21 protein-coding genes and 1 riboswitch are annotated in these 25,349 nt (G+C 45.8%); of the genes, 15 read left to right on the forward strand and 6 right to left on the reverse strand.

The window, feature by feature from the left end:
* Nucleotides 1-2 precede the first annotated feature (2 nt).
* Nucleotides 3-857: a M50 family metallopeptidase gene (locus Q6A92_RS16590; protein ID WP_332238770.1), complete on the forward strand. Its 855-nt coding sequence runs from the start codon at nucleotides 3-5 to the stop codon at nucleotides 855-857.
* A 16-nt stretch (nucleotides 858-873) separates the two neighbouring features.
* A complete protein-coding gene (locus Q6A92_RS16595) occupies nucleotides 874-1,926 on the forward strand; it encodes a lactonase family protein (RefSeq protein WP_443029747.1) in 1,053 nt (350 codons plus the stop codon).
* Nucleotides 1,927-2,016: 90 nt separating this feature from the next.
* On the opposite strand, the gene Q6A92_RS16600 is transcribed toward Q6A92_RS16595, so the two are convergent.
* A complete protein-coding gene (locus tag Q6A92_RS16600) occupies nucleotides 2,017-2,268 on the reverse strand; it encodes a DUF1450 domain-containing protein (RefSeq protein WP_274401399.1) in 252 nt (83 codons plus the stop codon).
* Nucleotides 2,269-2,396: 128 nt separating this feature from the next.
* Here Q6A92_RS16600 and Q6A92_RS16605 point away from each other — a divergent pair, with 128 nt between their 5' ends.
* Complete coding sequence (locus Q6A92_RS16605) at nucleotides 2,397-3,029, forward strand: helix-turn-helix transcriptional regulator (protein ID WP_274401398.1); 633 nt, start codon at nucleotides 2,397-2,399, stop codon at nucleotides 3,027-3,029.
* Nucleotides 3,030-3,324: 295 nt separating this feature from the next.
* Here the strand turns inward: Q6A92_RS16605 and Q6A92_RS16610 are convergent, their stop codons facing one another.
* Nucleotides 3,325-3,951, reverse strand: a complete 627-nt coding sequence (locus Q6A92_RS16610; RefSeq protein WP_332238772.1) for a superoxide dismutase — start codon at nucleotides 3,949-3,951, stop codon at nucleotides 3,325-3,327.
* A gap of 116 nt (nucleotides 3,952-4,067) precedes the next feature.
* A riboswitch (purine riboswitch) is annotated at nucleotides 4,068-4,168 on the reverse strand.
* Between the two features lie 309 nt (nucleotides 4,169-4,477).
* Here Q6A92_RS16610 and Q6A92_RS16615 point away from each other — a divergent pair.
* The 6 genes from Q6A92_RS16615 (at nucleotide 4,478) to Q6A92_RS16640 (ending at nucleotide 11,007) form a co-directional block, all read left to right on the forward strand.
* Nucleotides 4,478-5,482, forward strand: a complete 1,005-nt coding sequence (locus Q6A92_RS16615; protein ID WP_332238773.1) for a dimethylarginine dimethylaminohydrolase family protein — start codon at nucleotides 4,478-4,480, stop codon at nucleotides 5,480-5,482.
* Between the two features lie 23 nt (nucleotides 5,483-5,505).
* Complete coding sequence (locus tag Q6A92_RS16620) at nucleotides 5,506-7,173, forward strand: M20/M25/M40 family metallo-hydrolase (protein ID WP_332238774.1); 1,668 nt, start codon at nucleotides 5,506-5,508, stop codon at nucleotides 7,171-7,173.
* Between the two features lie 64 nt (nucleotides 7,174-7,237).
* On the forward strand, nucleotides 7,238-8,014 hold the full coding sequence (locus Q6A92_RS16625) for an ABC transporter substrate-binding protein (RefSeq protein WP_274401394.1): 777 nt from the start codon (nucleotides 7,238-7,240) through the stop codon (nucleotides 8,012-8,014).
* Between the two features lie 43 nt (nucleotides 8,015-8,057).
* Nucleotides 8,058-8,732 carry an amino acid ABC transporter permease gene (locus tag Q6A92_RS16630; RefSeq protein ID WP_274401393.1) on the forward strand — a complete coding sequence of 225 codons (675 nt, stop codon included), beginning with the start codon at nucleotides 8,058-8,060 and terminating at the stop codon, nucleotides 8,730-8,732.
* Nucleotides 8,725-9,450, forward strand: coding sequence for an amino acid ABC transporter ATP-binding protein (locus Q6A92_RS16635; RefSeq protein ID WP_274401392.1), 726 nt, complete (start codon nucleotides 8,725-8,727; stop codon nucleotides 9,448-9,450). Before Q6A92_RS16630 ends, Q6A92_RS16635 begins: the two co-directional genes overlap by 8 nt.
* 273 nt (nucleotides 9,451-9,723) lie before the next feature.
* Nucleotides 9,724-11,007 carry an aspartate aminotransferase family protein gene (locus Q6A92_RS16640; RefSeq protein ID WP_332238775.1) on the forward strand — a complete coding sequence of 428 codons (1,284 nt, stop codon included), beginning with the start codon at nucleotides 9,724-9,726 and terminating at the stop codon, nucleotides 11,005-11,007.
* A 563-nt stretch (nucleotides 11,008-11,570) separates the two neighbouring features.
* Here the strand turns inward: Q6A92_RS16640 and Q6A92_RS16645 are convergent.
* The 4 genes from Q6A92_RS16645 to Q6A92_RS16660 form a co-directional block, all read right to left on the reverse strand.
* On the reverse strand, nucleotides 11,571-12,458 hold the full coding sequence (locus Q6A92_RS16645; RefSeq protein ID WP_332238776.1) for a DMT family transporter: 888 nt from the start codon (nucleotides 12,456-12,458) through the stop codon (nucleotides 11,571-11,573).
* 574 nt (nucleotides 12,459-13,032) lie between these two features.
* Nucleotides 13,033-14,772: a CocE/NonD family hydrolase gene (locus Q6A92_RS16650; protein WP_443029750.1), complete on the reverse strand. Its 1,740-nt coding sequence runs from the start codon at nucleotides 14,770-14,772 to the stop codon at nucleotides 13,033-13,035.
* Between the two features lie 237 nt (nucleotides 14,773-15,009).
* Complete coding sequence (locus tag Q6A92_RS16655) at nucleotides 15,010-16,260, reverse strand: MFS transporter (RefSeq protein ID WP_274401388.1); 1,251 nt, start codon at nucleotides 16,258-16,260, stop codon at nucleotides 15,010-15,012.
* Nucleotides 16,261-16,879: 619 nt separating this feature from the next.
* Complete coding sequence (locus tag Q6A92_RS16660; protein ID WP_274401387.1) at nucleotides 16,880-18,367, reverse strand: sigma-54 interaction domain-containing protein; 1,488 nt, start codon at nucleotides 18,365-18,367, stop codon at nucleotides 16,880-16,882.
* Between the two features lie 846 nt (nucleotides 18,368-19,213).
* On the opposite strand from Q6A92_RS16660, the gene caiA reads away from it, so the two are divergent.
* The 6 genes from caiA (at nucleotide 19,214) to Q6A92_RS16690 (ending at nucleotide 25,153) form a co-directional block, all read left to right on the forward strand.
* The gene (gene caiA, locus Q6A92_RS16665) at nucleotides 19,214-20,344 is read left to right on the forward strand and encodes a crotonobetainyl-CoA dehydrogenase (protein ID WP_274401386.1); all 1,131 of its coding nucleotides are present in this window, start codon (nucleotides 19,214-19,216) and stop codon (nucleotides 20,342-20,344) included.
* A 57-nt stretch (nucleotides 20,345-20,401) separates the two neighbouring features.
* Nucleotides 20,402-21,631 carry an L-carnitine CoA-transferase gene (gene caiB / locus Q6A92_RS16670; protein WP_332238778.1) on the forward strand — a complete coding sequence of 410 codons (1,230 nt, stop codon included), beginning with the start codon at nucleotides 20,402-20,404 and terminating at the stop codon, nucleotides 21,629-21,631.
* A gap of 95 nt (nucleotides 21,632-21,726) precedes the next feature.
* Nucleotides 21,727-22,494, forward strand: a complete 768-nt coding sequence (locus tag Q6A92_RS16675) for an electron transfer flavoprotein (protein WP_274401384.1) — start codon at nucleotides 21,727-21,729, stop codon at nucleotides 22,492-22,494.
* 22 nt (nucleotides 22,495-22,516) lie between these two features.
* Nucleotides 22,517-23,461, forward strand: coding sequence for an electron transfer flavoprotein subunit alpha/FixB family protein (locus tag Q6A92_RS16680; protein WP_274401383.1), 945 nt, complete (start codon nucleotides 22,517-22,519; stop codon nucleotides 23,459-23,461).
* 118 nt (nucleotides 23,462-23,579) lie between these two features.
* The gene (locus Q6A92_RS16685) at nucleotides 23,580-24,872 is read left to right on the forward strand and encodes an FAD-dependent oxidoreductase (RefSeq protein WP_332238779.1); all 1,293 of its coding nucleotides are present in this window, start codon (nucleotides 23,580-23,582) and stop codon (nucleotides 24,870-24,872) included.
* Nucleotides 24,869-25,153, forward strand: a complete 285-nt coding sequence (locus Q6A92_RS16690) for a ferredoxin family protein (RefSeq protein WP_443029748.1) — start codon at nucleotides 24,869-24,871, stop codon at nucleotides 25,151-25,153. The genes Q6A92_RS16685 and Q6A92_RS16690 overlap by 4 nt, the downstream gene beginning before the upstream one ends.
* Nucleotides 25,154-25,349: the final 196 nt, after the last annotated feature.

A 25,349-nucleotide genomic window follows, 5' to 3' on the forward strand; every position in this document is an offset into this window, starting at 1 on the left:
AAATGTTCAATGCAGGTCTGTTTTGGACCGTTCTGCAGATTTTATGGCTCAGCACAACTGAATTTATTTCGCTTATCGGCGGGCTTGTGCTTGGCGGGTTTATTCTCGGCTATCTGGAGCGGCTGTCCAATCGACTGATAATCCGCACTTTTGGAATGAAGGGCATCTATTTTACGGCCTGGCTGGGCACGCCGGTCCATGAACTGGGCCATGCAGCGATGTGCCTGCTCTTCGGGCACCGGGTGACCGGAATCAAACTGTTTCAGGCCAACCGATCGGACGGGACGATCGGCTACGTGACCCACACGTACAATCCGGGCAGTCTCTACCAGAATATCGGCAATCTGTTTATCGGGCTGGCACCGCTGATCAGCGGCGGTCTGGCTATCTTTGCCAGTGCCCGTTTTCTTGTGCCGAACGGTTCGTATTTGATCGTTCGCTATTTTTTTGCTGGAACGCAGACGTTCTCTCTCGTCGATCCGCGCACATGGGGGGACCTGCTGTTCGCGGATCTGGACGTTTTCCGCAATTTTTTTACCGTTGAAAATTTGGCCCGTCCGGCCTTCTGGCTGTTCATTTTTCTAGCGGTCTGCATCTCTTCGCGGATGTCGCTCAGTCCGGAAGATATCCGCGGGGCGAGAAGCGGAGCCGGAGCTATGTTTCTGCTGGTTGTTCTTGCCAACGTGCTGAATGCCGTTCTCGATCCGTCCCTGCACCGGCAGATGATGATCTGGATCGGCCGCTTTAATTTTTATCTGCTGATCCTGCTCAGCGCGTCCGTGTTTTTCTCATGCCTGATGCTGGCGGTCAGCAGTCTGTTGTACGGAATCAGAAACCGTTTTAAATTGTTTGGATAAGGGGAGGGGGATGAAAATGAGCATTTACAGAGGCTTCGCCGGAACGTATACAAATGGGGACAGCGAGGGCATTTATTCGTTCATTCTCGATACAGACAGGCAGATGCTTGATCGGACGGAACTCGCGGCAAGACTCGACAATCCAACCTATCTGACGTTCAGTGAGGATGACAGGAGGCTTTATTCGGTCATTAAAAAGGACGGCTCCGGCGGTGTCGCCGCCTTCGCGGTCACGCCGGAAGGACGGCTGAAAATTCTGGACGAACAGATCTCCAAGGGTGCGCCACCGTGCTACGTCGGCGTGGACCGGGAAAATCATCATCTACTGTCGGCCAATTACCACAAAGGAACGGTCGCTGTATACCCGATTGGCGAAAACCGCGGTGCCGGACCGGCTTCGGACGTCGTTCATCATCAAGGCTCCGGCGCGGACCGTTCGCGGCAGGAAGGACCGCATGTTCATTTTGCCGATTACACGCCGGATGGACGATTTGTCGTTGCCATTGATCTGGGCACAGATACACTGACCACTTACCAGGAAGCAAAGGGAAAACTGATCCGGCAGGACGTCCTGGCTTTTAAACCGGGCACAGGGCCGCGGCATCTTGCGTTTCATCCGAAAGCCCCGTTTGCCTACGTTATGTCGGAAATCAGTTCTGAAGTGATCGTGCTTCGTTTTGATGCGGCATCCGGCCATTTCTCCGTGCTTCAGACGATCCGTGCGCTGCCCGCCGCTTTTCGCGGTCACAATCAGGGAAGCGCCATCAGGATCCCGGCGGACGGGCGCTTCGTCTATGTTTCGAATCGGGGCGACAACAGTATCGTTCTGTTCGGTGCAGACAAGGAATCGGGAACGCTGACTTTGCTTGATCGTGTTTCAACGGGAGGCGAATGGCCGCGCGACTTCGCGCTTGATCCGTCGGAGCGGTTTCTGATAGCCGCCAACCAGAATACGGGCAGTCTTGTCCTCTTTACGCGGGATCCGGAAACCGGGCGGCTGGCTGCAACGGGTTCCAAGCTCGCCGTGCCCGATCCGGTCTGCGTTAAATTTCTGCATGCACCAAGGTAATCGGGAGTGGGCCGGGTCCGGCGGGGGATCTTTTTATAAACGGTCCCGCCGGACTTTCTGCTGCCAAAAACCTAAAATCCGGCATAAGATTTAAGCCAGTTTTTTTAACTCCTCTTCCACTCTTTGCTCAATTTTTGCCAGACAGTCTTCAACGGATGCTGCAAATACTCTTTGCCCGTTCACAACGGCAAAGGGACGAAGGCTGCACATGCCGCATAGATTCAGGCAGTCGTAACTCATCACGGCTACTTCCGGATGACGGGCTATTTTTTTCAGATGCTCCGCTGTCAATATATTGTAATCACAGATTTCGATCAGAATCATACCCAGCCCCATATTCATACGGCTGCCTCCTTGACATCAAGTCGGGAAAACATTACGTTATACTTTATAAACCTAAATGTTGCTAAAATCAAGCCGCAGGGCTGATCTACGGTAATATAGAAGGACGGGAGGGAGATCCCGGATCGATGAAGGGAACGAAAGACAAAATTCTCGATATTCTGAAGAGAGAGCAACCGCTTTCTGCCGGCGATCTGGCAAAGCTGCTTCATATGACTGAAATGGGCGTGAGAAAACATTTGAGTGCCCTTGAGGGCGGCGGACTGATTCAGGCGGAGAATCTCAAAAGACCGGTTGGAAGACCGGTCCAGCTTTTTTCCCTTACAGAAAAGGCTGAGACATCTTTTCCAAAAAACTATGAGCATATCGCCGTTCAGTTTTTGAAAGATATCGAACAGCTTTACGGCGAGAAAGCGGTCCGGCAATTGTTTGAAAAAAGAAAAGGCAGGCTTTATCAGGCCTACCGACCGGCGATCAGCCGTGAGAAAAGCGATGAAGGCAAAGCCGAAGCGCTTGCGCGGCTGCAGAATGAGCACGGGTATATGTGCCGGCTGCACCGGATCGGCGACGGAACCTTTGAGCTGATCGAATACAATTGCCCGATCCTTGCCGTCGCGAAACAGTATAAGCTTGCCTGCAGGTTCGAGACGAGTCTCATGAAAAGTGTGCTTGGAGCCGAAAGTGCCGACAGAATGCTGTGCCGTGCCGACGGAGAGGCCCATTGCCGGTTCCGGATCAGATTCAGCGGCGGGAAGCGCTAAACAAAGCAGCCGTTCGGATTAGCCCGGCATGAAAAACAGAACAGCCTTTTGTCCCGTTTTTGAGAAGCGTTCTTTGCATATACGGGATGTGGAAAGGAAAGGATACAGCCGCCCGGCGTTGGACCGGGACCGGATCGGCCTATCTGATTTCTGATTCGGTTTGTGCGGATTTCGTGTTTGTTTTCTTGCTTTTGCCGTTTCGACCCAGCTCGCCTGCCGGGGGCCTGGACACGGTGATGTTTCACGCCCGATAGAAAGGAAAAAAGCGCCGGCCGGCGCTTTTTTCCTCAATTGATCAAACTGCCTGATTCAGTGCATTAGCGTAATTTGTTCCGACAAGATCCCAGTTGATTACATTAAAGAAGTTCTGAATGTATTCCGGCCTTCTGTTCTGGTATTTCAGGTAGTAGGCGTGTTCCCAAACATCAAGCCCGAGCAGCGGGATTTCTCCGTCTGTCAGCGGATTGTCTTGGTTCGGCGTGCTTGTGATCTTCAGGTTCTTGCCTTGATCCAGGACCAGCCATGCCCAGCCTGAGCCGAAGCGGCCCGCGGCTGCGGCCGAAAACTGTGCCCTGAATGCGTCGAAACTGCCGAATTGGCCGTTGATGGCTTCTTTCAGCTCACCTGCGGGCGTTTCCGATCCGCCCGGGGTCAGTATTTTCCAAAAAAAACTGTGGTTGTAGTGCCCGCCGCCGTTATTGCGTACTGCTGTCCGGATGTTTTCAGGGACAGCTCCGAGGTCCGTCAGTAAGCCGATCAGAGATTTGCCGTTCAGATCGGGATAGCCTTCAAGTGCGGCGTTCAGGTTGTTGACGTACGTCTGATGGTGCTTGCCGTGATGAATACGCATCGTTTCCGCGTCAATATAAGGTTCAAGAGCATCGAAAGCGTAATCCAGTTCCGGTAAAGTGAATGGACTCATGGGGATCCCTCCTGTTTTTAAACTATTTGGTTTATAAACTACTCTTCTATTAAATCAGCCTTTGCAAAGCCGTGCAATAATATTGCTCGGCAAATTGAAAAAAAGGGCTACAAAAAATATGCGCGCATATTTTTTGTAGCCGTGAATTTACGGTTCCTCGGTAGAGACCCTTAAACCGTATGATTAAGGATATACGAAAACAGAAAGGATGAAGTTTACAGGGATAATAATATACGACAGGGAGCGAAACGTCAAACGAATTGTCAGATAAATTGACATGATTATTTTGTTCAGACGGAATGTCTGACATCTGCTCAATCGGTTTTGCAAAGACACAGAATGTAACGGCACAAAGCGGTTAGAAAAAGATGCAGTATCTTATTCGAAATAGTGTTAAAATATTGAATATATATCATCACAAAATTTATATGTTTTCTGTTTTGATTTTATATTATGATAAGAGTATATAATGTTAATTTTTATTCCACTACTTGTTAACTCGGCTGTAGTTCATTCATGAGAAGGAGTGATCGGTTTGTCGGTATTGCATAAATTTCTGGATGAAAACATGATTCGGCGCCCCTTTGCGGATCGATCGCTGCTCGAAACCTACTGGGGCGGTGGCTGGGGAAACAGCAATGCGGTCGGCAAAGTCAGAAAAGTTTTTGTTCATCGGCCGGGAGACGAAATGCTTGCGCTGAATAAAGCCGAGTATGAGCCTGCCGTCCATGCGAGAATTCTGCGGGACGATCGGGGCAACGTGGTCAGCTATTGCCTTGGCAAAGAACCGCTGGATCTTGCCAAAATGCAGGAGCAGCATGACCGGATGACTTCAGTGCTGAAGAAAGAAGGGGTGGATGTTATTCCTCTGGAGGAAGACGCCGATTTGCTGACCAATAATCTGTTCACCCGCGATGTCGGAATGGTAATCCCGGGCGGGCTGATCCTGGCCCGGTTCGCATTGAAATTCCGATACGGGGAAACGCGGGGGACGCTTAAAACAGCGGCTAAAATCGGCATGCCCGTGCTCGCGTCCATTCAGGGCGAAGGGTTTGCCGAAGGCGGCAGCTTTATGGTGCTGGACAGGAAAACCGCTGTTGCCGGACGCTCGATCCGCGTCAATCAGGCGGGCATTGATCAGCTGCGCGCGATTCTTTCCTGGCAGGGGATGGAGCTGATCGTCGTTGATTTGCCGTCAAGCATGATCCATCTTGATGAAGTTTTCAATATGGTCGACGTGAACAAGGCGCTTGTCGATCCGGACAATCTGCCGCATTGGTTCCTGCAGATGCTGCAGCAGCGCGGTATTGAACTGATTTATACAGATCCGCTTGATCCGCCGATGACGACGAACTGTCTCTGCCTGTCTCCTGGTAAAGTGCTGTTTACTTCGCTCGGTCAGCGGACCATTGAGGCGCTCGGAAAGGCCGGAATCGAAGTCATCGCCGTGCCGGTTGACGAAATTAACAAAATGGGCGGCGGGATTCATTGTTCGTCGCTCGTCCTTCAGAGAGATGATCTGGATGACTGAGAGGATTGAAAGAAGGGATATTCATGTATCGACAAATTAAAGATCTGCCGTTCGAACAGCAGGCCGAGAAGATCACGCGCGACCTGGTCCGTATCAGAAGCGTCAATGGTACACATGGAGAAGTGGATATTGCCGCCCGGCTGGAGGCGATCATCCGCTCCTTTCCTTTTTTTAAAAATCATCCGGATCTGGTCTGGACACAGCGCCTGAAGGGGGATAAACTGGGCAGGAAAAATGTTTTTGCTTTGCTTGAGAGCGGAGTGCCGACAGATAAAACCGTAATTTACCACGGCCATACAGACACCGTCGGCACTTCCGACTTTGGCGGGATCGAGTCCTTTGCGCTCGATCCGGATTATTTGCAGACATTTTTCAAAAACTATGATAAAGACGCCGATACAAAGGCAGATGCCGTTTCGGGAGACTGGCTTTTCGGCCGGGGCGCCCTCGATATGAAGAGCGGCGATGCCGTTCATCTGAGCAACCTGCTTTACTACTCGGACCATCGCGGCGAGCTTTCGGGCAATTTGCTCGTCATGTTCAACCCTGTCGAAGAAAATGATCATAAAGGCGTCATCGAGGCGGTGGAAGAATTGATCCGGCTGAGAAGGGAAAGGCATCTGACCTACTTGCTGGCGATTAACGGAGATTTTGTCAGTCCGCTTTATAAGGGCGATCCGCACCGCTATGTCTATACCGGTTCTGCGGGCAAGCTGCTTGGCTGCTTTTACATACGGGGCAGGGAGGCCCATGTCGGAGAAACGTTTTCCGGCATTGATCCGACCTGGATTGCCGGCAGAATTAATACGGCACTGAACAACAACATGGATGCCGCGGAGAAAATTCCGGGCGAAGTGATTTTGCCGCCGTCCTGTCTCTATCAACGGGACAGCAAGCCGTTCTATAATGTCCAGACGGCAGGAGCCGCCTATCTCTATTTTAATTATTTTCTTTACGAGCGTTCCCCGGAAGATGTACTGAGGCAGCTGGAAAGTGCGGCGCAAGCCGCTTGTCAAGACCTTGAAGTTTTTTTGAAAAAACAATACACTAAGTTCTCGGGTAATTGCGGTTTGAAGGCAGATCCGCCGGACTGGTCGACCCTTGTAATGACCTATGAAGCGTTCGCTGAAGAAGCAAGGACAACGGGTGTGGATGTTGAAGAAGTGACGGAGAAAACGGTTCAGATTCATCCGTCCGAGGATTTTCGCCGGATCAGTTACCGAATCATTGAAGCACTCGAAGCAGCGGCGAAAGACTATCGTCCGAAAGTGATTGTTTTTTTCGCGCCCCCTTACTGTCCGCACAATTATCTGCGCGCAGAGATCGATGCGGAACGGCGCTGCGATGACCTGCTTGACCGGATGTTGGTAAAAACCGGTAAGAAAACGGGGGAACTGTTTGCCAAAAAAAGATTTTTCCCGTATCTGGCGGACAGCAGTTATCTAGCCATGAATGAGACGGAGGAAGAAACAAATGAGATCATCGAAAACTTTCCGGGATGGGGGCGAATGTACAGCATTCCGACCGACCGCATACGGCGGCTTAATATACCGGTTGTCGATATGGGCGTTTACGGCAAGAAGGCGCACACGTGGATGGAACGCGTGTACAAGCCGTACTCCTTCGGCGTGCTTCCCCGTTTGATCAGGGGAATGACGGAGGGCGTCCTTTCTGGAACGAGCGGAACCTGAAGCCGGATTTCTTCCCGGTCTGTTTCCTACCTGCAAGCAAAAAATAAAAAAGAGGCGATTATTTATGTTCAAAAAAACCGGATTAATCATGATTGCCTGTCTTCTGATCGTGCTGACTGCGTGCAGCAGCGCAGGCAGCAGCGGCGGACAGGCCAAGAAAACCATTGTTATGGGGACCAGCGCGGATTATCCGCCGTTTGAGTCCGTGAATACGGCAGACGGCAATAAAATAGTCGGATTCGATATTGATATGGCGAAATATATTGCCAGTCAGCTGGGCTACAATCTGCAGATCAAAAACCAGGACTTCAACGGGCTTATTGCCGCACTGAACAGCAAACAGGTTGATTTTGTCATGGCCGGAATGGTTGACACCCCGGACAGAGAAAAACAGGTGGAATTCACCAAACCATACTTTAACGACTATCAGGTTGTTCTATCCAAAAAGGGAGCAAAGATTAACAGTGTCAATGATCTGAAAGGGAAAAAAGTCGGCGTTCAGCTCGGAACAACGCAGGAAACACTGGCTGTCAAGCTGAACAAGACGATTCCGATGAACATTCAGAGATGGGATAAGCTGAACGACATGGCCGAAGCGATGAAAGCGGGAAAACTGGACGCGATTATTACTGTCAGCTCCGTTGCATACGGCTATACGAACAAAGACAAAAGCCTGCATCAGTTTAAAGCGCTCGTTAACGGGAAATCCCAGGCCGATCCGATCAGCGTCGCCTTTCCTAAAGACAGCAAGCTGAAAGCGGAGTTTGACAAAGTTCTGGACAAGATGAATAAGAACGGAAAGACCCAGCAGCTGGTTAATCAATGGATCAAAAATCAATAACCGGCTCATTATTTACTGATCGGAAGAGGGGAAAAACAGGGCAATGCTGAACGAATTAATCGGGGGATTTAAGACGATTGCCCCTTCAATTCCATATATCATCAACGGTGTCTGGGTATCGCTGGGCATCGCGCTCGGCGCCTCGATCCTTGGCTTTGTCGGCGGAATTCTGCTCTCATTGTGCAAGATCGGAAACATTAAAGTGCTGAGCGGACTGGCCCGGGCTTACACATCCGTTTTCCGCGGGACGCCGCTGATTCTGCAGCTGGCGATCGCCTATTTCGGCATCCCGCAGCTGTTTCAGATGGGGGATGTCAATCCGCTGACGTGTGCGGTGCTGACGTTCGGACTGAACTCCGCCGCCTATATGTCGGAAATTATCCGCTCCGGCATCAATGCGGTTGACAAAGGCCAGTTTGAAGCATCCGAAGCACTGGGCGTTTCCTATTGGCCGGCAATGAAAGATATCATCCTGCCGCAGGCCATCAAGAACATTCTGCCGGCAATGATGAATGAATTTATTACGCTGACTAAGGATTCGGCCATTGTCTCGACAATCTCGGTCACCGACATGATGCGCCGTTCCCAGATCGTGGCGGCACAATACTATCTATATTTTCCGCCGATGCTTGTCTCACTTGTGATGTACTATGTGATCGTCCTGATTCTGACTCATCTCGGAGGCCGGCTCGAAAGGAGGATGCGCCGCAGTGATTAAAACCGAACATATTTTTAAAAATTTTGGAGAGCTGCACGTTTTAAAAGATGTTTCTCTCGAGGTCAGAGAGGGAGAAGTTGTCGTGATCATCGGGCCTTCCGGATCCGGCAAATCTACTTTTTTGCGCTGTATCAATTTTCTTGAGAAGCCGACCAAAGGACGGGTAGAGATTGACGGACAGGAGATGACTTCGCTGCGCCCGAAACAGGTCGTTAAAGTCCGTGAAAAAGTCGGCATGGTTTTTCAGCACTTCTATCTTTTTCCGCATAAAACCGTCCTCGAAAACCTGATTTATGCGCCGATGAAGGTCAAGGGGCTGTCCAGGGATAAGGCTGAGGGACGGGCCGCGGAATTATTGGAAAAAGTCGGCCTGTCGGAGAAGGCAGCGGAGTATCCAAGCAGACTGTCGGGCGGTCAGCAGCAGCGTGTCGCGATTGCCAGGGCACTCGCCATGGAACCCGACTACATGTTATTTGACGAACCGACGTCCGCTCTTGACCCGGAAATGGTCAAGGAAGTGCTGGACGTCATTCAGTCGCTGGCGGATACGGGAATGACGATGCTTATTGTGACTCATGAAATGGGCTTTGCCAAAATGGTCGCCGATAAGATTGCCTTTATGGACGACGGACAGATCCTGGAAAGCGCCCCGCCCGGCCAATTCTTCAGTGCACCGAAAACAGAGCGGGCGAGGGATTTTCTCGAAAAAATATTATAAAAATTTATGTCCGGGCCGCTGCGCCGGCCATTTTCGGGAGATGTCTCATGTGTCTGCGCCGATAATACGGCAGAAGGTTTTACCTGAACAGCCGCCTGTCCGAGCTGATTTCGGACCGTCCGATCGTAAAAATCGGTGCATTTGTCCGGCCGTTAAAAAAGCGGGAGCCGAAATTCAATAATAAGATGCCTGAACGCATTATATAATAACGTATCTGCTGCAGAGCAGCTCTGTATCCGAGTTCATTTTAAGAAAAAGGAGGTCATGAGAACAATGGCGGAGAAAAGTTTGTATGAAAAATCACTGGATCTGTTCCCGCCTGTCGCGGATCGTGCAACACATCTCGGCATTATCAGAGGCGAGGGCGCCTACGTATGGGATGAGACGGGCCGGAAATATCTGGACTTTGCCAGCGGCGTAGCGGTTGTGAACTGCGGGCACAACCATCCCTTTGTCGTAAAGAAGGCCAAGGAGCAGATGGATAAACTGATTCATGGCGGCCATAATGTCGTTTACTATCCTTCCTATATTGAACTGGCGGAAAAGATACTGGGGCATGTTGGCGGCGATTATAAAATCTATTTTTCGAACAGCGGTGCCGAAGCCAACGAGGGGGCTATTAAACTGGCAAAACAGGTGACGCGCCGGCCGGGCATTATTTCATTCAAGCGCAGCTTCCATGGCCGGACGCTGGCAATGACGACGCTGACGGCTTCGAATGCCCGCTATCGCCGCAACTATGAAGGCCTGCTCCCGAGCGTCTACTATGCAGAATACCCATACGCGATCCGCAGCGGGCTGACCGAGGAACAGGAAGTGGCGCGCTGCCTGGCCCAGCTGGATGAGATTTTCCACGATCTGATCGAGCCGGAACAGGTGGCCTGTATGATTCTCGAACCGGTTCAAGGTGAAGGCGGGTATATTGTACCGCCGAAGCCGTTTCTTCAGGCCTTGCGCAAAATCTGCGATGAGCACGGTATACTGCTTGCTTTCGACGAGGTACAAACGGGGTTCGGGCGGACCGGCAAAATCTTTGCCTATGAACACTTTGATGTTAAGCCGGACATCATGACTCTCGCTAAGGCGATTGCCAACGGGTTTCCGCTCAGTGCGGTGGTTGCCAGGCGATCTCTCATGGACAGATGGCCGGCGGGAACACATGGCGGAACGTTCGGAGGCAATCCGGTAGCCTGTGCCGCCGGCGTGGCGGTGTTTGAACTTCTTGAGAACGGTCTTGCCGATCATGCCGCGGAGATCGGCGGCTATTTTAAGAAGAGACTGGAATCGCTGAAAGAGCGGCACGATGAAATTATGGAAGTCAGAGGGCTCGGCCTGATGATCGGCGCCGAATTTGTTGACGGACAGGGCCGCCCGGATGCCGCAATCGTTGCGTGCATACAGAAAAAGGCATTGGAAAAAGGGCTGATTCTGCTAACCTGCGGTGTCAGCAAGAATGTCATCCGTTTCATTCCCCCGCTGATTGTGGAAAAAGATCAAATCGACCGGGCAATGACGATTTTTAGCGAGAGTGTCGAGGAGTCTCTGCCCGTCCATTGACGTGAACAAAACAAAATGTGAAATATTATTTAAAAAATTTTTCGGTGTGGAAATGCAGAGATTTAATCTATAGCTCCTTTTCAGTATTGGAAATGCAGAAAAAACAAATGGCCAAATCAATAGAAAGAGGATGTCCCCAAAGGGTGCCTCAAATGAAAGGCGAGAAGGAGCGTTTCCCCTCTCGTCTTTTCCTTTCTTGGAAAAAGAAGTGAAGGGAAAGCAAGGCATGCCCTTCACTTCGGAAGCAGGCAGAGTCAAATACCGGCGATGAGAGCGGGAAGTTGCACCCGTCTTAGGCAACTTGAAACAGAATAGAAATCCCCTTTCATTTTGAAAAAGTCTCGACTGAATTCAGCTTGTTGCGCTGGCCCATAACCTTCTGAATAAGGTCCGAATGGACTTTCTGCAAGGAGAAGGTGGGCATCTTCACACTAAAAAGAAGCGGAGAGAAATTTTTTTATTGATTTCTCTCCGCTTCTTTTCTTTTAAAGGGCTTTTGAGTCAGCCTTCTTTAAAGTTACCACTGAAATCCAGATTTCTTTTGAAGTTGATTTTATCCTTTCTCAGCCGGCAGCACCCCTTTTCAGGTCTGAAATAGCAATCAGAATGACGGAGGTGATAATCAATATGCACCCAAGAGATGTGTACCAGGTTATCGGTTCATGTAAAACAATGATACCTGATACAAGGCTAACCACCGGTTCCAGGGTACTGAGGATGGATGCACTAACTGATCCGATTATTTTCACGCCTTCTATAAAGACAAGCAATGCCAGAACAGTACAGAAAAAGCTTATCAATCCTGTATAGTACAAACCTTTCAGTGTAATCTTCGGCGGCCATTTCGCTTGAACCACAAGTACTGCAAGGGAAATAATCGTTGTCATCAAGCAGTCATAAAAGGCAAGCATCAGGCTGTCCCATTTTTTTAGCTGAGGGTAATTAATGGACAGCACATAAATCGCAAAAAAAGCAGCAGAACTTATAGCTAGTCCAACACCTTTAAGAGAAAAATCCCCTCCTCCCCGATCAGCGATCAAATAGATACCGATCAGAGACATCAGGAGAGCACAACATTTATAAACCTGTGGTCTCTTTTTACGATACATTAAATAACCGAGCAGCATCACCAGGACGGGATACAGATAATGCAACGAAGTGGCGACACCAGCACTAATATATTTATAAGATAAGTACAAAGTGAAAATAGTAGCTGTATAACCTAATGTACTCAATAACAGCAATGGATCTAATTGCGGCTTCCCGATATGAAAATCAATCTTGCGGCAGAAGAGTAATATTCCTAGTATCGCTGCAGCAATACCCGAACGCAGAAAAACAACCCCAAAGACAGTCAATCCAGTTGTATATGCTAGTTTGACCCATACTGGCATAATACCAAATAAATCGGCTGCAGCGATGATGAAAATAATTCCACGAAGCCTGCCCATTCGTTACACCTCTCTTTGTGCAGCCATAGCCGAAGAAGCAATCCATTGGACAGGCATCGGAGTGCTGATGGAATAAGGTATAGACGACGGGAATAGCCTATTATAAACAGCATAAATCTGAATGATCTTAGTTTTATTTTAAGCAGAATATTGCGGGTTCATTTACGCCCGAATATACACATTTGAGAAAGGACATATAAGTGATCTATACGCATTCAAAGGTTTGTTACCTCTTTCACTTAATCCCAGTCAAGAGTGCATCTACATTAATAATCTTATATTGCCCTTTTAAAATATTTTTTGGAAAAATTGACGATAACTGGTATCCTTAGTCTCAGTATCCTCCTCTGTGCTCGTCATGATGGGGGAGCAACAGGCGATTCTGGCCAGTACCGGCCGGACATCAGCTCTGGAAGCGATCATCCGACTCTATGCTCGGCAGCAACGGTGGTGGCCTATTAGCGCCGAACAATTGTCCGACGAAACCCGCGTTTAAATAATTTAAGAGAAGCAGGAAATGCCGGCATCAGACGATGAATTACTGATTTCATAGGTACTTGGAACTTTTGACTGTTTAGTTATTTGAAATCATAGGCAATATCATATGAGACGGATATTTTTCATTGTGGAAAATAACCTGCTGCGCTTTTACTGCTTTCTTACTATCAATCAGTGATTTCCCCGTATTCGGATTTGGCGCATATTGAGGAAAACAGCTCGAGGAAATTTCCAGCGTAATCCGATGCCCGGGCATAAAAACATTGCTTGTTGCCCAGAGGTCGATTTCATATTCAACGATTTCCCCGTTCAATTCCTTTTCAGGCTGATTGCCATTGCGATATTTTGCGTTAGTAATGCCTTGTGTTAAAATGATCGCTCTTCCCTCCGGATACGTATCTACCAGCTTGGCAGTGAAATCTGTATCTTTCGCATCCGTTAAAGCCCACAATTTTACCTTTATCGGTCCTGTCACTTCCATTGCTTCAGTTAGCGGCTCCGTCGTATAAACAAGCACATCTTCTCTGTCTTCTATCCGACCTTGATCAAGCGGACCCGCTGTTTGCACTCCAATAAATAGCGTACCCCCACCCTTTGACGGCACCGGGTTTTCAGGATCATAAATAAAAGTATCCGACATTTCAGCTTCAGGGAAATTCATTGAAAGACTCCCATTCCCTGTTCTTGTATTTGCCTTCCCGCTGCTGTGCAAATAAATATTGGTGTATTGAGTTCTTTTAAGAGGCCATTCCATTTCATTCCGCCACTTGTTGATCCCCATAATAAAAATTTTTACAGGAGCTTCCGTCTCGATACCATTATCGGTTCCTTTTAGCCAATGGTTAAACCAGCGAATATGGAGGTCAGTGATGTCCTCTTCCAAGTCAATCCAGTCCCCGGAAGCATGGACGCCATAGGAACACTCTCCCTGCACAGAGGCAAAATAGCCATGCCCCCATGGCCCTACAATCAGTTTTTGCGGTTGTCCTGTTTTTTTCATTTCTTCATAATTCATTAATGTCGGACCGGTAAAGCAATCATACCATCCGCTTAAATGAAAGGCTGGTATCTGCAAATCCATGTACTTATCAGCAATGTTTGCTTCTTTCCAGTAATCTTCATCCTCCGGAGCATGGGATATTTGATCAAAGTAATAGTCGGCGACATTCAGCTCCTTTAATGGAGGCCATTCATTATAGGGAATAAAATGGTATAATTCCTCCATTTTATTAAGGTTGTCGGCAAGCTTTCGTATAGCCTCTTTTTTTTCTGTCGGGTCCTTTATCTTTCTTCTCAGTAAATCGGCAACGATCGATTCAAGTGTCCATGTTTCGAACCCGCCGGTTTGAAAAACCCCATTATGATAGACAAAATCATTTCTTTGTTCATTCAACGTCATCGCAGGAAAAATAGCAGCCAAATGGGGAGGTTTCTTGATGGCTGCCAACAGTTGCGTATAGCCATAATACGACATGCCAAACATACCGATTTTTCCTGTTGAATACGGCAAGGATGCTGCCCATTCCACTGTATCATATCCATCATTTGCTTCATATTTCCACGGATAGAACTCTCCTTCCGAATGGAAACGCCCCCTCACGTCCTGATTAATGACAACAAATCCATTTTCCACAAGCCGATTTGTATCGAGATAACGATAGGAATAAAGCGGCAAATCCTTTCCATAAGGATGTCTCGTTAACAAAATTGGAAATTTGCCTTCTTTATCAGGCCGATAAATATCTGCATAAAGAACAACGCCATCTCTCATTTTGCATGGTACATTTTTTTCAACCAGAATTTTGGTTTGTTTCATGAGTTGGCACCCTGCTTTCTGATCATTTTTATCTTTCATTAGACGGCTGTGAAATTTTTTATATTTTTTTTGACATTCTTTTTTCATCATCATTCAGAGCCGGTTTTCTCTAAATGCAAGGAACAAGCAAGATCCGGCAGCAATAATAAAAAAAGGACATTCTTAACCTTTTTAGAGAAATTTGTCATGCAAATTCAATTAAAAATTAGAATGTCCATTATGATGGCAACTTTGACACTATCCAAGTATAGCTTTATTTTTTTTAGATTCTCTCCAAACAAGTAAACTAAATACAACTACCATTGCTAATAATCCAAACTGAAGCATGTAAACTGTGTTATAACCAGAAGTCATTATTTTTCCAGCTTTATCTGTAATCATTCCCGCTACTAGTTGAGGCATATATATATCCGAAGAGTATGCAATTAATGAAATTATCCCGGAAGCTGTACCTAAAATTCGATCAGGGATTCCTGCTTCACCAATTTGGCCAAAATAAATTGAACGAGCACCAAGCTGCAAGAATGCTATCGCCAATACGATAACCATAGCTGAAATAACCTGAGATGGACTTTTTGGTAAAAGCATAATTGCCGCAACAAATACTACTTCAACAATCGCAGTTGATAGTAATGTTTTAGCTGTGGATTTAAATCTAGATACAACAAATACTAATGCCGGACCCGCTATTAAACCAAGTCCATTTGTACGGAATACGGCAATAAACGATGCTTGTTCATTAGTCATTCCGTAAGAGTTTGTTAATAATTGGTTAAATACACTTGTTGTTGTAAGCAGTGCATAGAAAGCAAAGACAACAAGTCCTGCATACCATAATCCAGGTATTTTTATCGCCTGTGTTACCATTGAGAATTTGAATTTTGAACTGTCATCATTTTCGCCCTCTATATTATCAATATCTTTAAATAAGAGCATATATAGAACGCCTATTATAGCTGTAATGATTGCCAACACAATTAACCCGGGTTTAATTCCGCTGCTTGTATTACCAATGATTTTTACAAGTATCGTGTTTACAATAATTCCGCCGAGTCCTACGAATGTATAGGTAAATCCAAAAGACTTCGTTTGATTTTCTATACCGCCGGCTCTTGCTGTTGAAGTAATCCATGGTGACCAGAATGTTAAAATTGTAGTAAATCCCAATGCAATATAAACGATTTTTAATACATTAATATCAGTTACAAATGCACTTACTAGAACGAGCGCGGTCGTAGTGATATATGAGAAAATCGACAATTTCCATGCTCCAAAAATATCAACTAAAATACCGGATGGCGCATACGTAATTAAAGCTATAATTCCATATATACCGACTAACCCGGCCAATGTTGTTAAGCTGGCGTGGTATCTGCCAAGCATTTGATTGCCCCATGTGTAATATAAGTAGGGCAGCACATACATTACAGGGTTAGCAAACCCAAGTACTACCAATCTTGCGAAATACTTCGTTTTACTGATTTTCATAATATTTTTCCCACCTTTATTTTCTGCTTGTGTTCAAAACATTTTCTTCCCATTTTAAAATTCTTAAATCCCCTCTCCTTTTCTAATCAGCTTTTTTTGCCTTGGTCTGTCGGTTAAAACTTCCTAAGTGGTCAAATCCGACAAAACAGTAGAACTGTTTAAAGACAACACTTTCAGATTGCTGCGAAGTTTTCCTGATTCCTCCTCTCATAGAACTCTGGACTTGCCGTCAGCAACGGGTTTGAGCTTCTTCGCCTCTTCTCTGATCTTGATATCAGGTATATCAGACTATCATTTATTTCTATCAAGATATTCTCTGCAAGATTTGTGCCAAATAGGAGCTGCTTCATATGTTCAAAGTGCCGCTCTTTGGCGTAAAACGGCACTATTTTCTGATCTGGACTCATGGGATAATGGTAATCGCAAGTCTATTGCTGTCAAAACGAATGAACAAGTAAAAAAATTTATAGAGGCGTTATGCGGCGTTCGCAGGAGAAAATGTAATACCGTGTAAAAAAAATGAGCAGTATTATGAAGGGGATGGCGATGTACAAATAAAACCGGCCGGTTTGCTAGCTGCGAACCGGCCGGTCTATCTTGCAGATGGATCGTTCTGGACTCATGCAATATGAGTTTCATGCTGGATATTAATATTTAGCCGTTTTAACTTATAAAATAAACATTGTCTGGATAGGTTCAGCTTTTTAGCTGCCTGATTAATATTTCCCTTACTTTCTTTCAAAGCCTGTGTCAATAGGTTTTTTTCAATATGCAGCATGACTTGTTTATAATCGTCTACTTCTGACGCGCTAATGGATAGAGTGAAACTGGCATGGTTTCCCTTTTTTTGGAGAAAAACGGGCAGATGATGTTTGCTCAGAACATAATCGGCGGGATCAACCATATTCATTGCATGTTCGATACAATGGCTCAACTCACGAACATTACCTGGCCAATCATAATTTTGCAATACTTGTTCAACTTCTTCGGATACACCCCGAATTTTTCTCCCTAGAATTTTATTATATTTGTTAATGAAATATTTGGATAGAGGGATGATATCTTCTTTTCTGTTTCGCAGGGAGGGGCATTCTAAAGTAACAACAGCAAGCCTGTAATAAAAATCACTTCTTAGTTTTCCTGTTTCTACAGCCTCCTCGGGTTCGATATTCATTGCGCTGATAATTCGTGCGTTTATGGGAACTTCTTTGTTGCTGCCCACGCGTCGGATACTATTCGTCTCCAGCGCCCTCAATAGCTTTGTTTGAAAAACTATTCCCATAGAATTAATTTCATCCAAAAAAAGTGTTCCGTTTTTTGCTTCTTCGAACAAACCGGCTTTATCCACCGCACCGGTGAATGCTCCTTTGCTTGTCCCGAATAGAGTACTTTCCAATAAAGTCTCCGGGATTGCTGAGCAGTTTACTGCTATAAAGGGTCCTTTGGCTCTTGAACTGTAATTATGGATACTTTGAGCGAACAGTTCTTTTCCTGTTCCTGTTTCTCCTAAAATCATGATCCGCGACTCCGAACAGGCCATTTTTTGGGCAGTTGCAATGACATTTTTCATGCCCTCTCCCGGACCGATGATGTCGTCAAAACAAAACCGGGTCCCGTTATTGTTGATTTTCTGTAATTGTTGATAAAAAGTTTTTTGCAGTTGAAAAAGCTTATCGGTAAGCGTTTTCATTTTGCTCGTATCATGACTCACAGCAAATGAACCGATGATTTCTCCTTCTGAATAAATTGGATAGATGTCCATGACAAGTTCAATTATCTGACCGTCGGCAGAAGTATATCTGAAAAGGGTATTTTCCATTGTTTTTTTTTCTTTGATTGTTTTCATGTGTACGCTGGTCTGTTCATTTAACTTGTAAACATCCAGTACATTTCTTCCCAATATATCATCGACTTTATAACCATCAATATCTTCGAATTCTTTTGATATAAAGATAATCTTTCCTGTTCTATCAACGATTGAAAAGTAACAGTCCTTTAGCCTGTTCAAAGAATTGATAATTAATTGGTATTTATCGCTTATGTCTCCGCAGCTCTTTTTAATTCTTCTTAGATTCTTTGGAGATTTGGATAAGTCGGTTGGAGTCATTTTGTACTACCTCCCAAAATTCATTAGTCAGGAACAAAGTTGCCGGTTTTTGAGATAAAATCATGCGCGGTTAATGGATGAATCAATCATCTGAATACGGTCAGGCAATAAGAGTTCAGTTAAAGTTTCTGTGCTGCAATAGGTGTATGGACTTAAAAAGGCAGGACTTGGCTGAATGCCTATTAATTAATAATTAGAAATGCGGCTTTACCTAAATAAAAGATTGGCTGTTTTTATGAAGATATAATCCTAGTTCATCATAACCTTTTTAAGGGTACATCAAGTTTTTTAAAAAAGGAGTGATTTTTAATACAATGATTCATATTCAATCAAATTAAGCGGCTTAATGACAAAATGTGAATAGTATGAGGTCAATCTGTTTTTCTGCCCATCAGAGGTAAAAGCCGTGTCTAAAGGATAAATATTTTCGCAAGGCCCCTTGGATTTAACGGAACGGCAATGATGAGGAAATATATTTGTCAAAAAACTTTTACGTTGTTTCTTGGAAACGGTTTACTTCAAAATCTCTTACCCAACAAAATCATTGTACTTGTCAAAAATATTTTACAGACTCTTTTAAGTGATGCCGTTTTGTTGAACTGACTCTGTATTGGCGAGGTGGATGATAGGGCCTATTTCGGATAGCAGCACTGCTTTTTTGATATGGAGAATCTGGCATGATTTTTGCATGTATAGCTGTGAATGCTTTTTTAGATTAGGAACAGAAAGGGATGAGCCGGCAAATCAGGATTCAAGCGATGGGAGGCGAGATTTGGAAAGGTTTAGTCTGTACCGGTTTAGAAATTGGATTGGCTGGCACTTAAGAAATTTTTGGGAGGCTGAATGATGGATTTTAGGCTGACGGACGAGCAGGAATTGTTAATATCAAGAATTCGGGAATTAATGGGCAGGGAAAACTGGGGAAAATATTTTGAGGAATGCGATGCCAACAGTCGCTATCCGGAAAGATTTGTAAAAGAGCTTGCCAATATAGGCATTGATAGTCTTTTATTGCCTGAAGAATACGGGGGCCTTGAAGCGGGTCTGATGACTGTGACGGCTGCTTGGGAAGAACTGGGGAGGTTAGGTGTACCCACTTATGTCCTCTATCAGCTGACCGGATTTAATACAGTTCTGCGTGAAGGAACAGAAGAACAGATTGATAAAATAATGGCACTGCGCGGCAGCGGCAAACAAATGTGGAATTCAGCGATTACCGAACCAGGAGCGGGTTCAGACGTAGGGGGGCTTCAGACTGCATATACCCGAAAAGATGGAAAGGTTTATCTGAATGGCCATAAGACTTTTATTACAAGCGGAGCAGGAGCCCCCTATTTGGTTGTAATGGCAAAAGACTCTGAAAACGGTAATTTAACCGAATGGTTCGTGGATATGAAAAAATCAGGCATAAAAATAGAGAAGCTATCTAAACTGGGTCAAAGAATGGATAGTTGTTGTGAGATATACTTTGATAATGTTGCATTAGATGAAAAGGATATGTTTGGAAAAGAAGGAAACGGCATGCAGCGAGTTGCCGAAGAATTTGATTTTGAAAGATTTTTAGTCGGATGCTGCGATTATGGAATCGCCCTGTGTGCTTTTGAGGACGCGGCTAAGTACGCGAATCAAAGAGAACAATTCGGCCGGAAGATTGGGAGGTTCCAGTTAAATGAAGAGAAATTTGCTCATATGGCGATAAAGATTCATAATATGCGGAACCTGTTATATGAGGCAGCGTGGAAGTATGATAATGAAATCATGGACTCGGGAGACGCAGCGATGTGCAAGTATTATTGTGCCAATGCCGGTTTTGAAGTCGTCGATGCCGCCATGCAGGTTCTGGGTGGCATCGGCATCGCCGGTAATCATCGTATCAGCCGTTTTTGGCGGGACATTCGCGTAGACAGAGTGTCCGGAGGAACCGACGAAATGCAGATTCTTACGGCTGCTAAAGCAACGCTTAAAAAGTATCGGTAAATTAAAGTTTGAGGAAGCAGCTTTCTAAAATTTCATGAAAGGCTGGAGACAAGAACAATGATAGATCATTCAGATATGCCGATATTCGGTCCGCTGCAAGGATTGAAAGTTGTATTTTCCGCGATGGAAGTAGCCGGAGCATTCGGCCCGCAGATGATGGCTGAATGGGGAGCAGATGTTACCTGGATTGAACATGTAAAACACGATGACTCATTAAGAGTAGAACGTAATTATGCGGAATTGGACCGCCGAAACGAGCACAGCCTGTCCATCAATATCTTTTCGGACGAAGGAAAGGAAACCTTCCTGAAACTGATGGAATCGACGGACATCCTTGTTGAATCAAGTAAAGGCCCGTCATTCGCAAGACATGGCATTACCGATGAGCTGCTGTGGAAGCACAATAAATCTTTGGTTATTGCCCACGTAACAGGTTGGGGATTGGATGGCGATGAAAACACTGTAAATCTGCCTGCCTATGATCTTACAACACAGGCATTCAGCGGCTATCTGATGCAAAACGGAACAAAAGAGCAGCCCACGCCGGCTTTTCCATATGCCGCGGATTACTTCACAGCGCTCATGGTACTTGGAGCCTCCTTAGCTGCTCTCTACCGTGCACAGAAGTCGGGCGAAGGGGAAAGCATAGACGTTGCTATGCATGAGATTATTCTGCGTATGGGCCAGTATTACATGATGGATTACTTTAATGACAAAGTAACGTACCCACGTGCAAATAAAGGAAAAGATCCGATTCAGATAGGCTGCGGAGTCTATAAGTGCAAAGGAGGCCGATACATTGCTTTGGAATTGGTCGGTGCCAAACAAATCAAAGCAATGTTTAACCTGATCGGAATGGGAAATCTGATCGGGACTAAAGATTATCCGGAAGATATGCCCGGCAGTGTTAGGTTCGATAGCCCTAAGGGCCCGCAACTGGAGGAAAAGCTGGATGAATATTTTTTGAACAAAACAGCCGATGAAGCCGAAAAGGAATTGGCCCAATACGATATTGCCGCAATGAGAATGATGAGCTATGAAGAAATTGAAAACCATCCTCATTGTTTGGCTCGTAAGGATCTGATCGAGTGGGAAACGCTTCAAGGTAAAAAATGCACGGGCCCGAATGTATTTCCCAAGTTCAAAAAAAATCCGGGCAAGGTCTGGCGGCCAATGCCTGCGCGGGGAATGGATACTGAAGCTATTTTGGACCGGCTGGGCTATTCGGAGCAACATATACGGGAACTCAGCCGAAAGGGCATTATTAAAACCGCGCAAAAGGAATAAAGCCGAAGTCCGGTTTGTTAGAAGATCGCGTTCGATGGGTTGCAATTTCCCGATTAGAATACGTCATAAGACTGAGTCATTTAGAAGGTGGAAAAATGAGAATCATTTCATGCTGTAAGGCGGTTCCTGAGGAGCAGGATATTATTGTTACAAAAGATAGACAGCTGTCGCTCAGCCGGGCGGAATGGAAATTCGGCCAGTATGATCTAAATGCCGTCGAGGCGGGCAAACAAATTATTGAAACCGTGGGCGGCAAACTGTCAGGTCTGGTGGTTGGAGGAAGTTATCTGGATAATCCGAAATTGAAAAAGGATATTCTTTCAAGGGGTCTGGATGATTTGTATCTGGTGATGGATGAACAGACAGAAACGGACACTTATCAGACGGCTGCCATTCTGAAAGCCGCAATAATGAAAATGGGCGATTTTGATCTGATTCTTTGCGGAGCAGGCTCATCAGATCTCTACGCGCAGGAAACCGGCAATCAGTTAGGTGAGTTGTTGGGGATACCTGTTGTCAATGCAGTCAACAAAATAACGGTTCAAGGAGAAAAGGCGGTGGTTGAGCGTATGCTGGAAAATGAAATCCAGGTTTTGGAGATTCCATTACCAGCGGTGCTGTCTGTGACATCTGAAATAAATACTCCGCGCATAGCGGGAATGAGAGATATCATTGCTGCCAGAAAAAAACCGCTGACTCAATTTACATTAGCTGAGATAGGTCTGGCTGCTGTTGAACCGTCCGGCCGGATACTCAGCACGCTGGCACCCGGACAGGTCGATCGGCGGTTAGATCTTCTGGAAGGCGAATCTGACGAGGTTATAGATGATTTTGTGAAAAAGCTTATTGCTGAATTGAAGTAGTTAAAGCAGAGGTGAATATTTCGTGACCGTTAACAATGTTTGGATCATTGCCGATGATTCTAAAACCGCTGATGAATTGTGCAGCGGCGGTTCTCAGCTTGGAAAACATCTGTGTGCCGTTTTATTTGGCAGTGAAGATCAGGCAAAGAGAGCTATTGCTTTGGGAGCGGAACGGGTCTATTTGTTTGATCGGCCCGAGAACTCCGGAATGATTGAAGGGCACTCCCAATCGATTGTGAAGTTGCTGCAGGAAGGGAAGGCAGATCTTGCCTTATTTAGTTCCTCGGCATGCGGCCAACTTATGGCCGGACGCATTGCGTCTCAATTAGGCACTTGCGTTTTTTCGAATATATCGGAAATCTCCGCGGGGGATGATGGTATCGTCGTGAAACGGCTGGTTTACGGAGGGGCAGCCGTCAGAATGGAAAAAGCGGCATCGGAAACTGCAGTCGTAACGGTGGAACCTGATCTTTTTGATTGCGTGCCGATGGATGAGACCCGGTCGGGCGAGATGACCCACATTTATTCGAAGGCGGATAATGCCGGCATCCGTGTACTGGAGATTCACTCCAAACAAAGCGAGCCAGTCAATCTGAGTGCCGCAAAACGGGTTGTTGGCGTCGGCAGAGGGTTTGAAAAAAAAGAAGATTTAAAGATGGCAGAGGAACTAGCAGCGTTGATTGGGGCCGAAACAGCCTGCAGCCGGCCGGTTGCAGAGGGTATGAAATGGATGAGCAAGGATCGCTATGTTGGCGTATCCGGTGCGGTTCTGAAACCGGATATTTATCTTTCCATCGGCATTTCAGGGCAAATTCAACATATGGTAGGCGTCAATCAGGCTAAAACACTGATAGCCATTAATAAGGATAGAAATGCCCCGATTTTTAAACAGGTTGATATTGGCCTAATAGGGGATCTATATAAAGTTTTGCCAAAAATTGTTGAGAAAATCAGAACACAAAAATAAATATTTGATGTGCGTCGAGAACTATTAACAGCTTCTGGAGCAATTGTAAATAGATTGCTCGTGAGGGCCGTAAGGGGCTATAGAGCTATTTTCTGTAGTAATAAAGCAAATTGTAGGAGTGATACGGTTGAGCGTATTTGATGCCATTATTGTAGGAGGAGGCCTTGCCGGTTCTACGGCGGCTTACGTTCTGGCAAAGCAGGGCTTGGAAGTACTCATCGTCGAACGGGGTAATTACAGCGGCTCCAAAAATATGACTGGCGGCCGTCTCTATGCTCATAGTTTAGAAAAAATAATTCCAGACTTTGCCAAAGAAGCGCCGGTAGAGAGAAGAGTGGACAAAGAATATATCGGCATGCTGACTGAAAAAGATGCTTTTGTTATAAAGTATCACTCGCCGCGGCTTGCTGCGGCAGGAAGCGATTCTTACGTTGTTTTGCGTGGCAAGTTTGATCGCTGGCTTTTCGACAAGGCAGAAGAAGCCGGTGCAATAACCGCTGCTGGTGTAAAGGTTGATCAGCTGATTGTGGAGGATAGCAGAGTTACCGGGGTTATCTGCGCCGGCGAGGAAATAAGGGCCAATGTCGTTATTCTGGCCGATGGTGTTCATTCTTTGCTGGCTGAAAAAGCCGGATTAAGAGAAAAGGTCCGTCCCTCTCAAGTTGCCGTAGGTGTTAAAGAGGTTTATCAGCTGCCGGCAAAGGTTATAGAGGAGCGTTTCGGCCTGGCAGGGGAAGAGGGTGCCGCATGTTTATTTGCCGGAACTCCTACCAATGGATTGACTGGCGGAGGTTTTCTGTATACAAATCGGGAAAGCCTTTCTGTAGGTTTAGTTCTGAGCCTGCAGCATATAGGTGAAAACAATAAAACGGTAGAGGAAATGTTTACAAACTTTGTCAGTCATCCTGAAATAGCTCCTCTGATAAAAGATGGCAAACTTCTTGAAAGAAGCGGCCATATGGTACCTGAAGCCGGATTGTCAATGGTCTCGACTTTGTTTGGAGACGGATTTCTGATTTGCGGCGATGCGGCAGGATTTTGTTTAAATATCGGTTACATGGTACGGGGAATGGATCTGGCTATTGCTTCAGGAGAGCTGGCTGCAAAAGCTGTTATTAAGGCCAAGGAAAAAGAGGATTATACTGCCTCCTCTCTCAAAGTCTACAAGACCCTGCTCGATGATAGTTTTATTATGCATGACCTTTCTGTTTATAAGAAATTCCCGGCGTTCATAGAAAATGAACGTTTATTCAACCAGTATCCGACGATGATTTCCAACATGATGGCCGATATTTTTGTTATTGACGGAACCCCGGCAATTCCATTAAGAAAACGGATGAAAAAGCATATAAGCGCCGCCGGTATCATGAATCTGGTAAGGGACGGCATAAGGGGAGTGAGATCTCTATGAATATGACCGTTGAGGAAAAATTGGGTACAAATAAATATTTCGTTGATGAGCACCATCCTCATATAGAGATAGATTCTTCTTATCCTGATAGAAAAGAGAAAATGAAACTGGTTAATGCATGTCCGGCAGGTTTGTATAAACTCAATGAAGACGGGACGCTGTCCTTTGATTATGCAGGATGCCTGGAATGCGGAACCTGTCGGATTTTATGTCTCGGCACGGTTGTAAAAAAATGGGAATATCCTGAAGGCACGAAAGGTGTGGAATTCCGGTACGGATAAAATCATTGTTAATGATTGATTGAATAGTTTAGGAGGGAAATCTTACAGATAGAATCCATAATAAGGAATATATGGAGTATATTTGATTCCCTTCTCCAAATAATTAATCTTTGTAAATGTGTAAAAATCTCATTTATCATTTTACTTTGTTTCGGGCATCAAACAAGACTAGAGTTAGTTATTTAGCCAGAGGTGG

The sequence above is a fragment of the Sporolactobacillus sp. KGMB 08714 genome (assembly GCF_036598985.1).
GTDB lineage: Bacteria > Bacillota > Bacilli > Bacillales > Sporolactobacillaceae > Sporolactobacillus.

Bases quoted from the DNA above. Each gene is read 5' to 3' on its own strand.
- Q6A92_RS16590 (WP_332238770.1), top strand. From the start codon at position 3: ATGTTCAATGCAGGTCTGTTTTGGACCGTTCTGCAGATTTTATGGCTC.
- Q6A92_RS16595 (WP_443029747.1), top strand. From the start codon at position 874: ATGAGCATTTACAGAGGCTTCGCCGGAACGTATACAAATGGGGACAGC.
- Q6A92_RS16600 (WP_274401399.1), bottom strand. From the start codon at position 2,268: ATGAATATGGGGCTGGGTATGATTCTGATCGAAATCTGTGATTACAAT.
- Q6A92_RS16605 (WP_274401398.1), top strand. From the start codon at position 2,397: ATGAAGGGAACGAAAGACAAAATTCTCGATATTCTGAAGAGAGAGCAA.
- Q6A92_RS16610 (WP_332238772.1), bottom strand. From the start codon at position 3,951: ATGAGTCCATTCACTTTACCGGAACTGGATTACGCTTTCGATGCTCTT.
- Q6A92_RS16620 (WP_332238774.1), top strand. From the start codon at position 5,506: ATGTATCGACAAATTAAAGATCTGCCGTTCGAACAGCAGGCCGAGAAG.
- Q6A92_RS16625 (WP_274401394.1), top strand. From the start codon at position 7,238: ATGTTCAAAAAAACCGGATTAATCATGATTGCCTGTCTTCTGATCGTG.
- Q6A92_RS16630 (WP_274401393.1), top strand. From the start codon at position 8,058: ATGCTGAACGAATTAATCGGGGGATTTAAGACGATTGCCCCTTCAATT.
- Q6A92_RS16640 (WP_332238775.1), top strand. From the start codon at position 9,724: ATGGCGGAGAAAAGTTTGTATGAAAAATCACTGGATCTGTTCCCGCCT.
- Q6A92_RS16645 (WP_332238776.1), bottom strand. From the start codon at position 12,458: ATGGGCAGGCTTCGTGGAATTATTTTCATCATCGCTGCAGCCGATTTA.
- Q6A92_RS16650 (WP_443029750.1), bottom strand. From the start codon at position 14,772: ATGAAACAAACCAAAATTCTGGTTGAAAAAAATGTACCATGCAAAATG.
- Q6A92_RS16655 (WP_274401388.1), bottom strand. From the start codon at position 16,260: ATGAAAATCAGTAAAACGAAGTATTTCGCAAGATTGGTAGTACTTGGG.
- Q6A92_RS16660 (WP_274401387.1), bottom strand. From the start codon at position 18,367: ATGACTCCAACCGACTTATCCAAATCTCCAAAGAATCTAAGAAGAATT.
- caiA (WP_274401386.1), top strand. From the start codon at position 19,214: ATGGATTTTAGGCTGACGGACGAGCAGGAATTGTTAATATCAAGAATT.
- caiB (WP_332238778.1), top strand. From the start codon at position 20,402: ATGATAGATCATTCAGATATGCCGATATTCGGTCCGCTGCAAGGATTG.
- Q6A92_RS16675 (WP_274401384.1), top strand. From the start codon at position 21,727: ATGAGAATCATTTCATGCTGTAAGGCGGTTCCTGAGGAGCAGGATATT.
- Q6A92_RS16690 (WP_443029748.1), top strand. From the start codon at position 24,869: ATGAATATGACCGTTGAGGAAAAATTGGGTACAAATAAATATTTCGTT.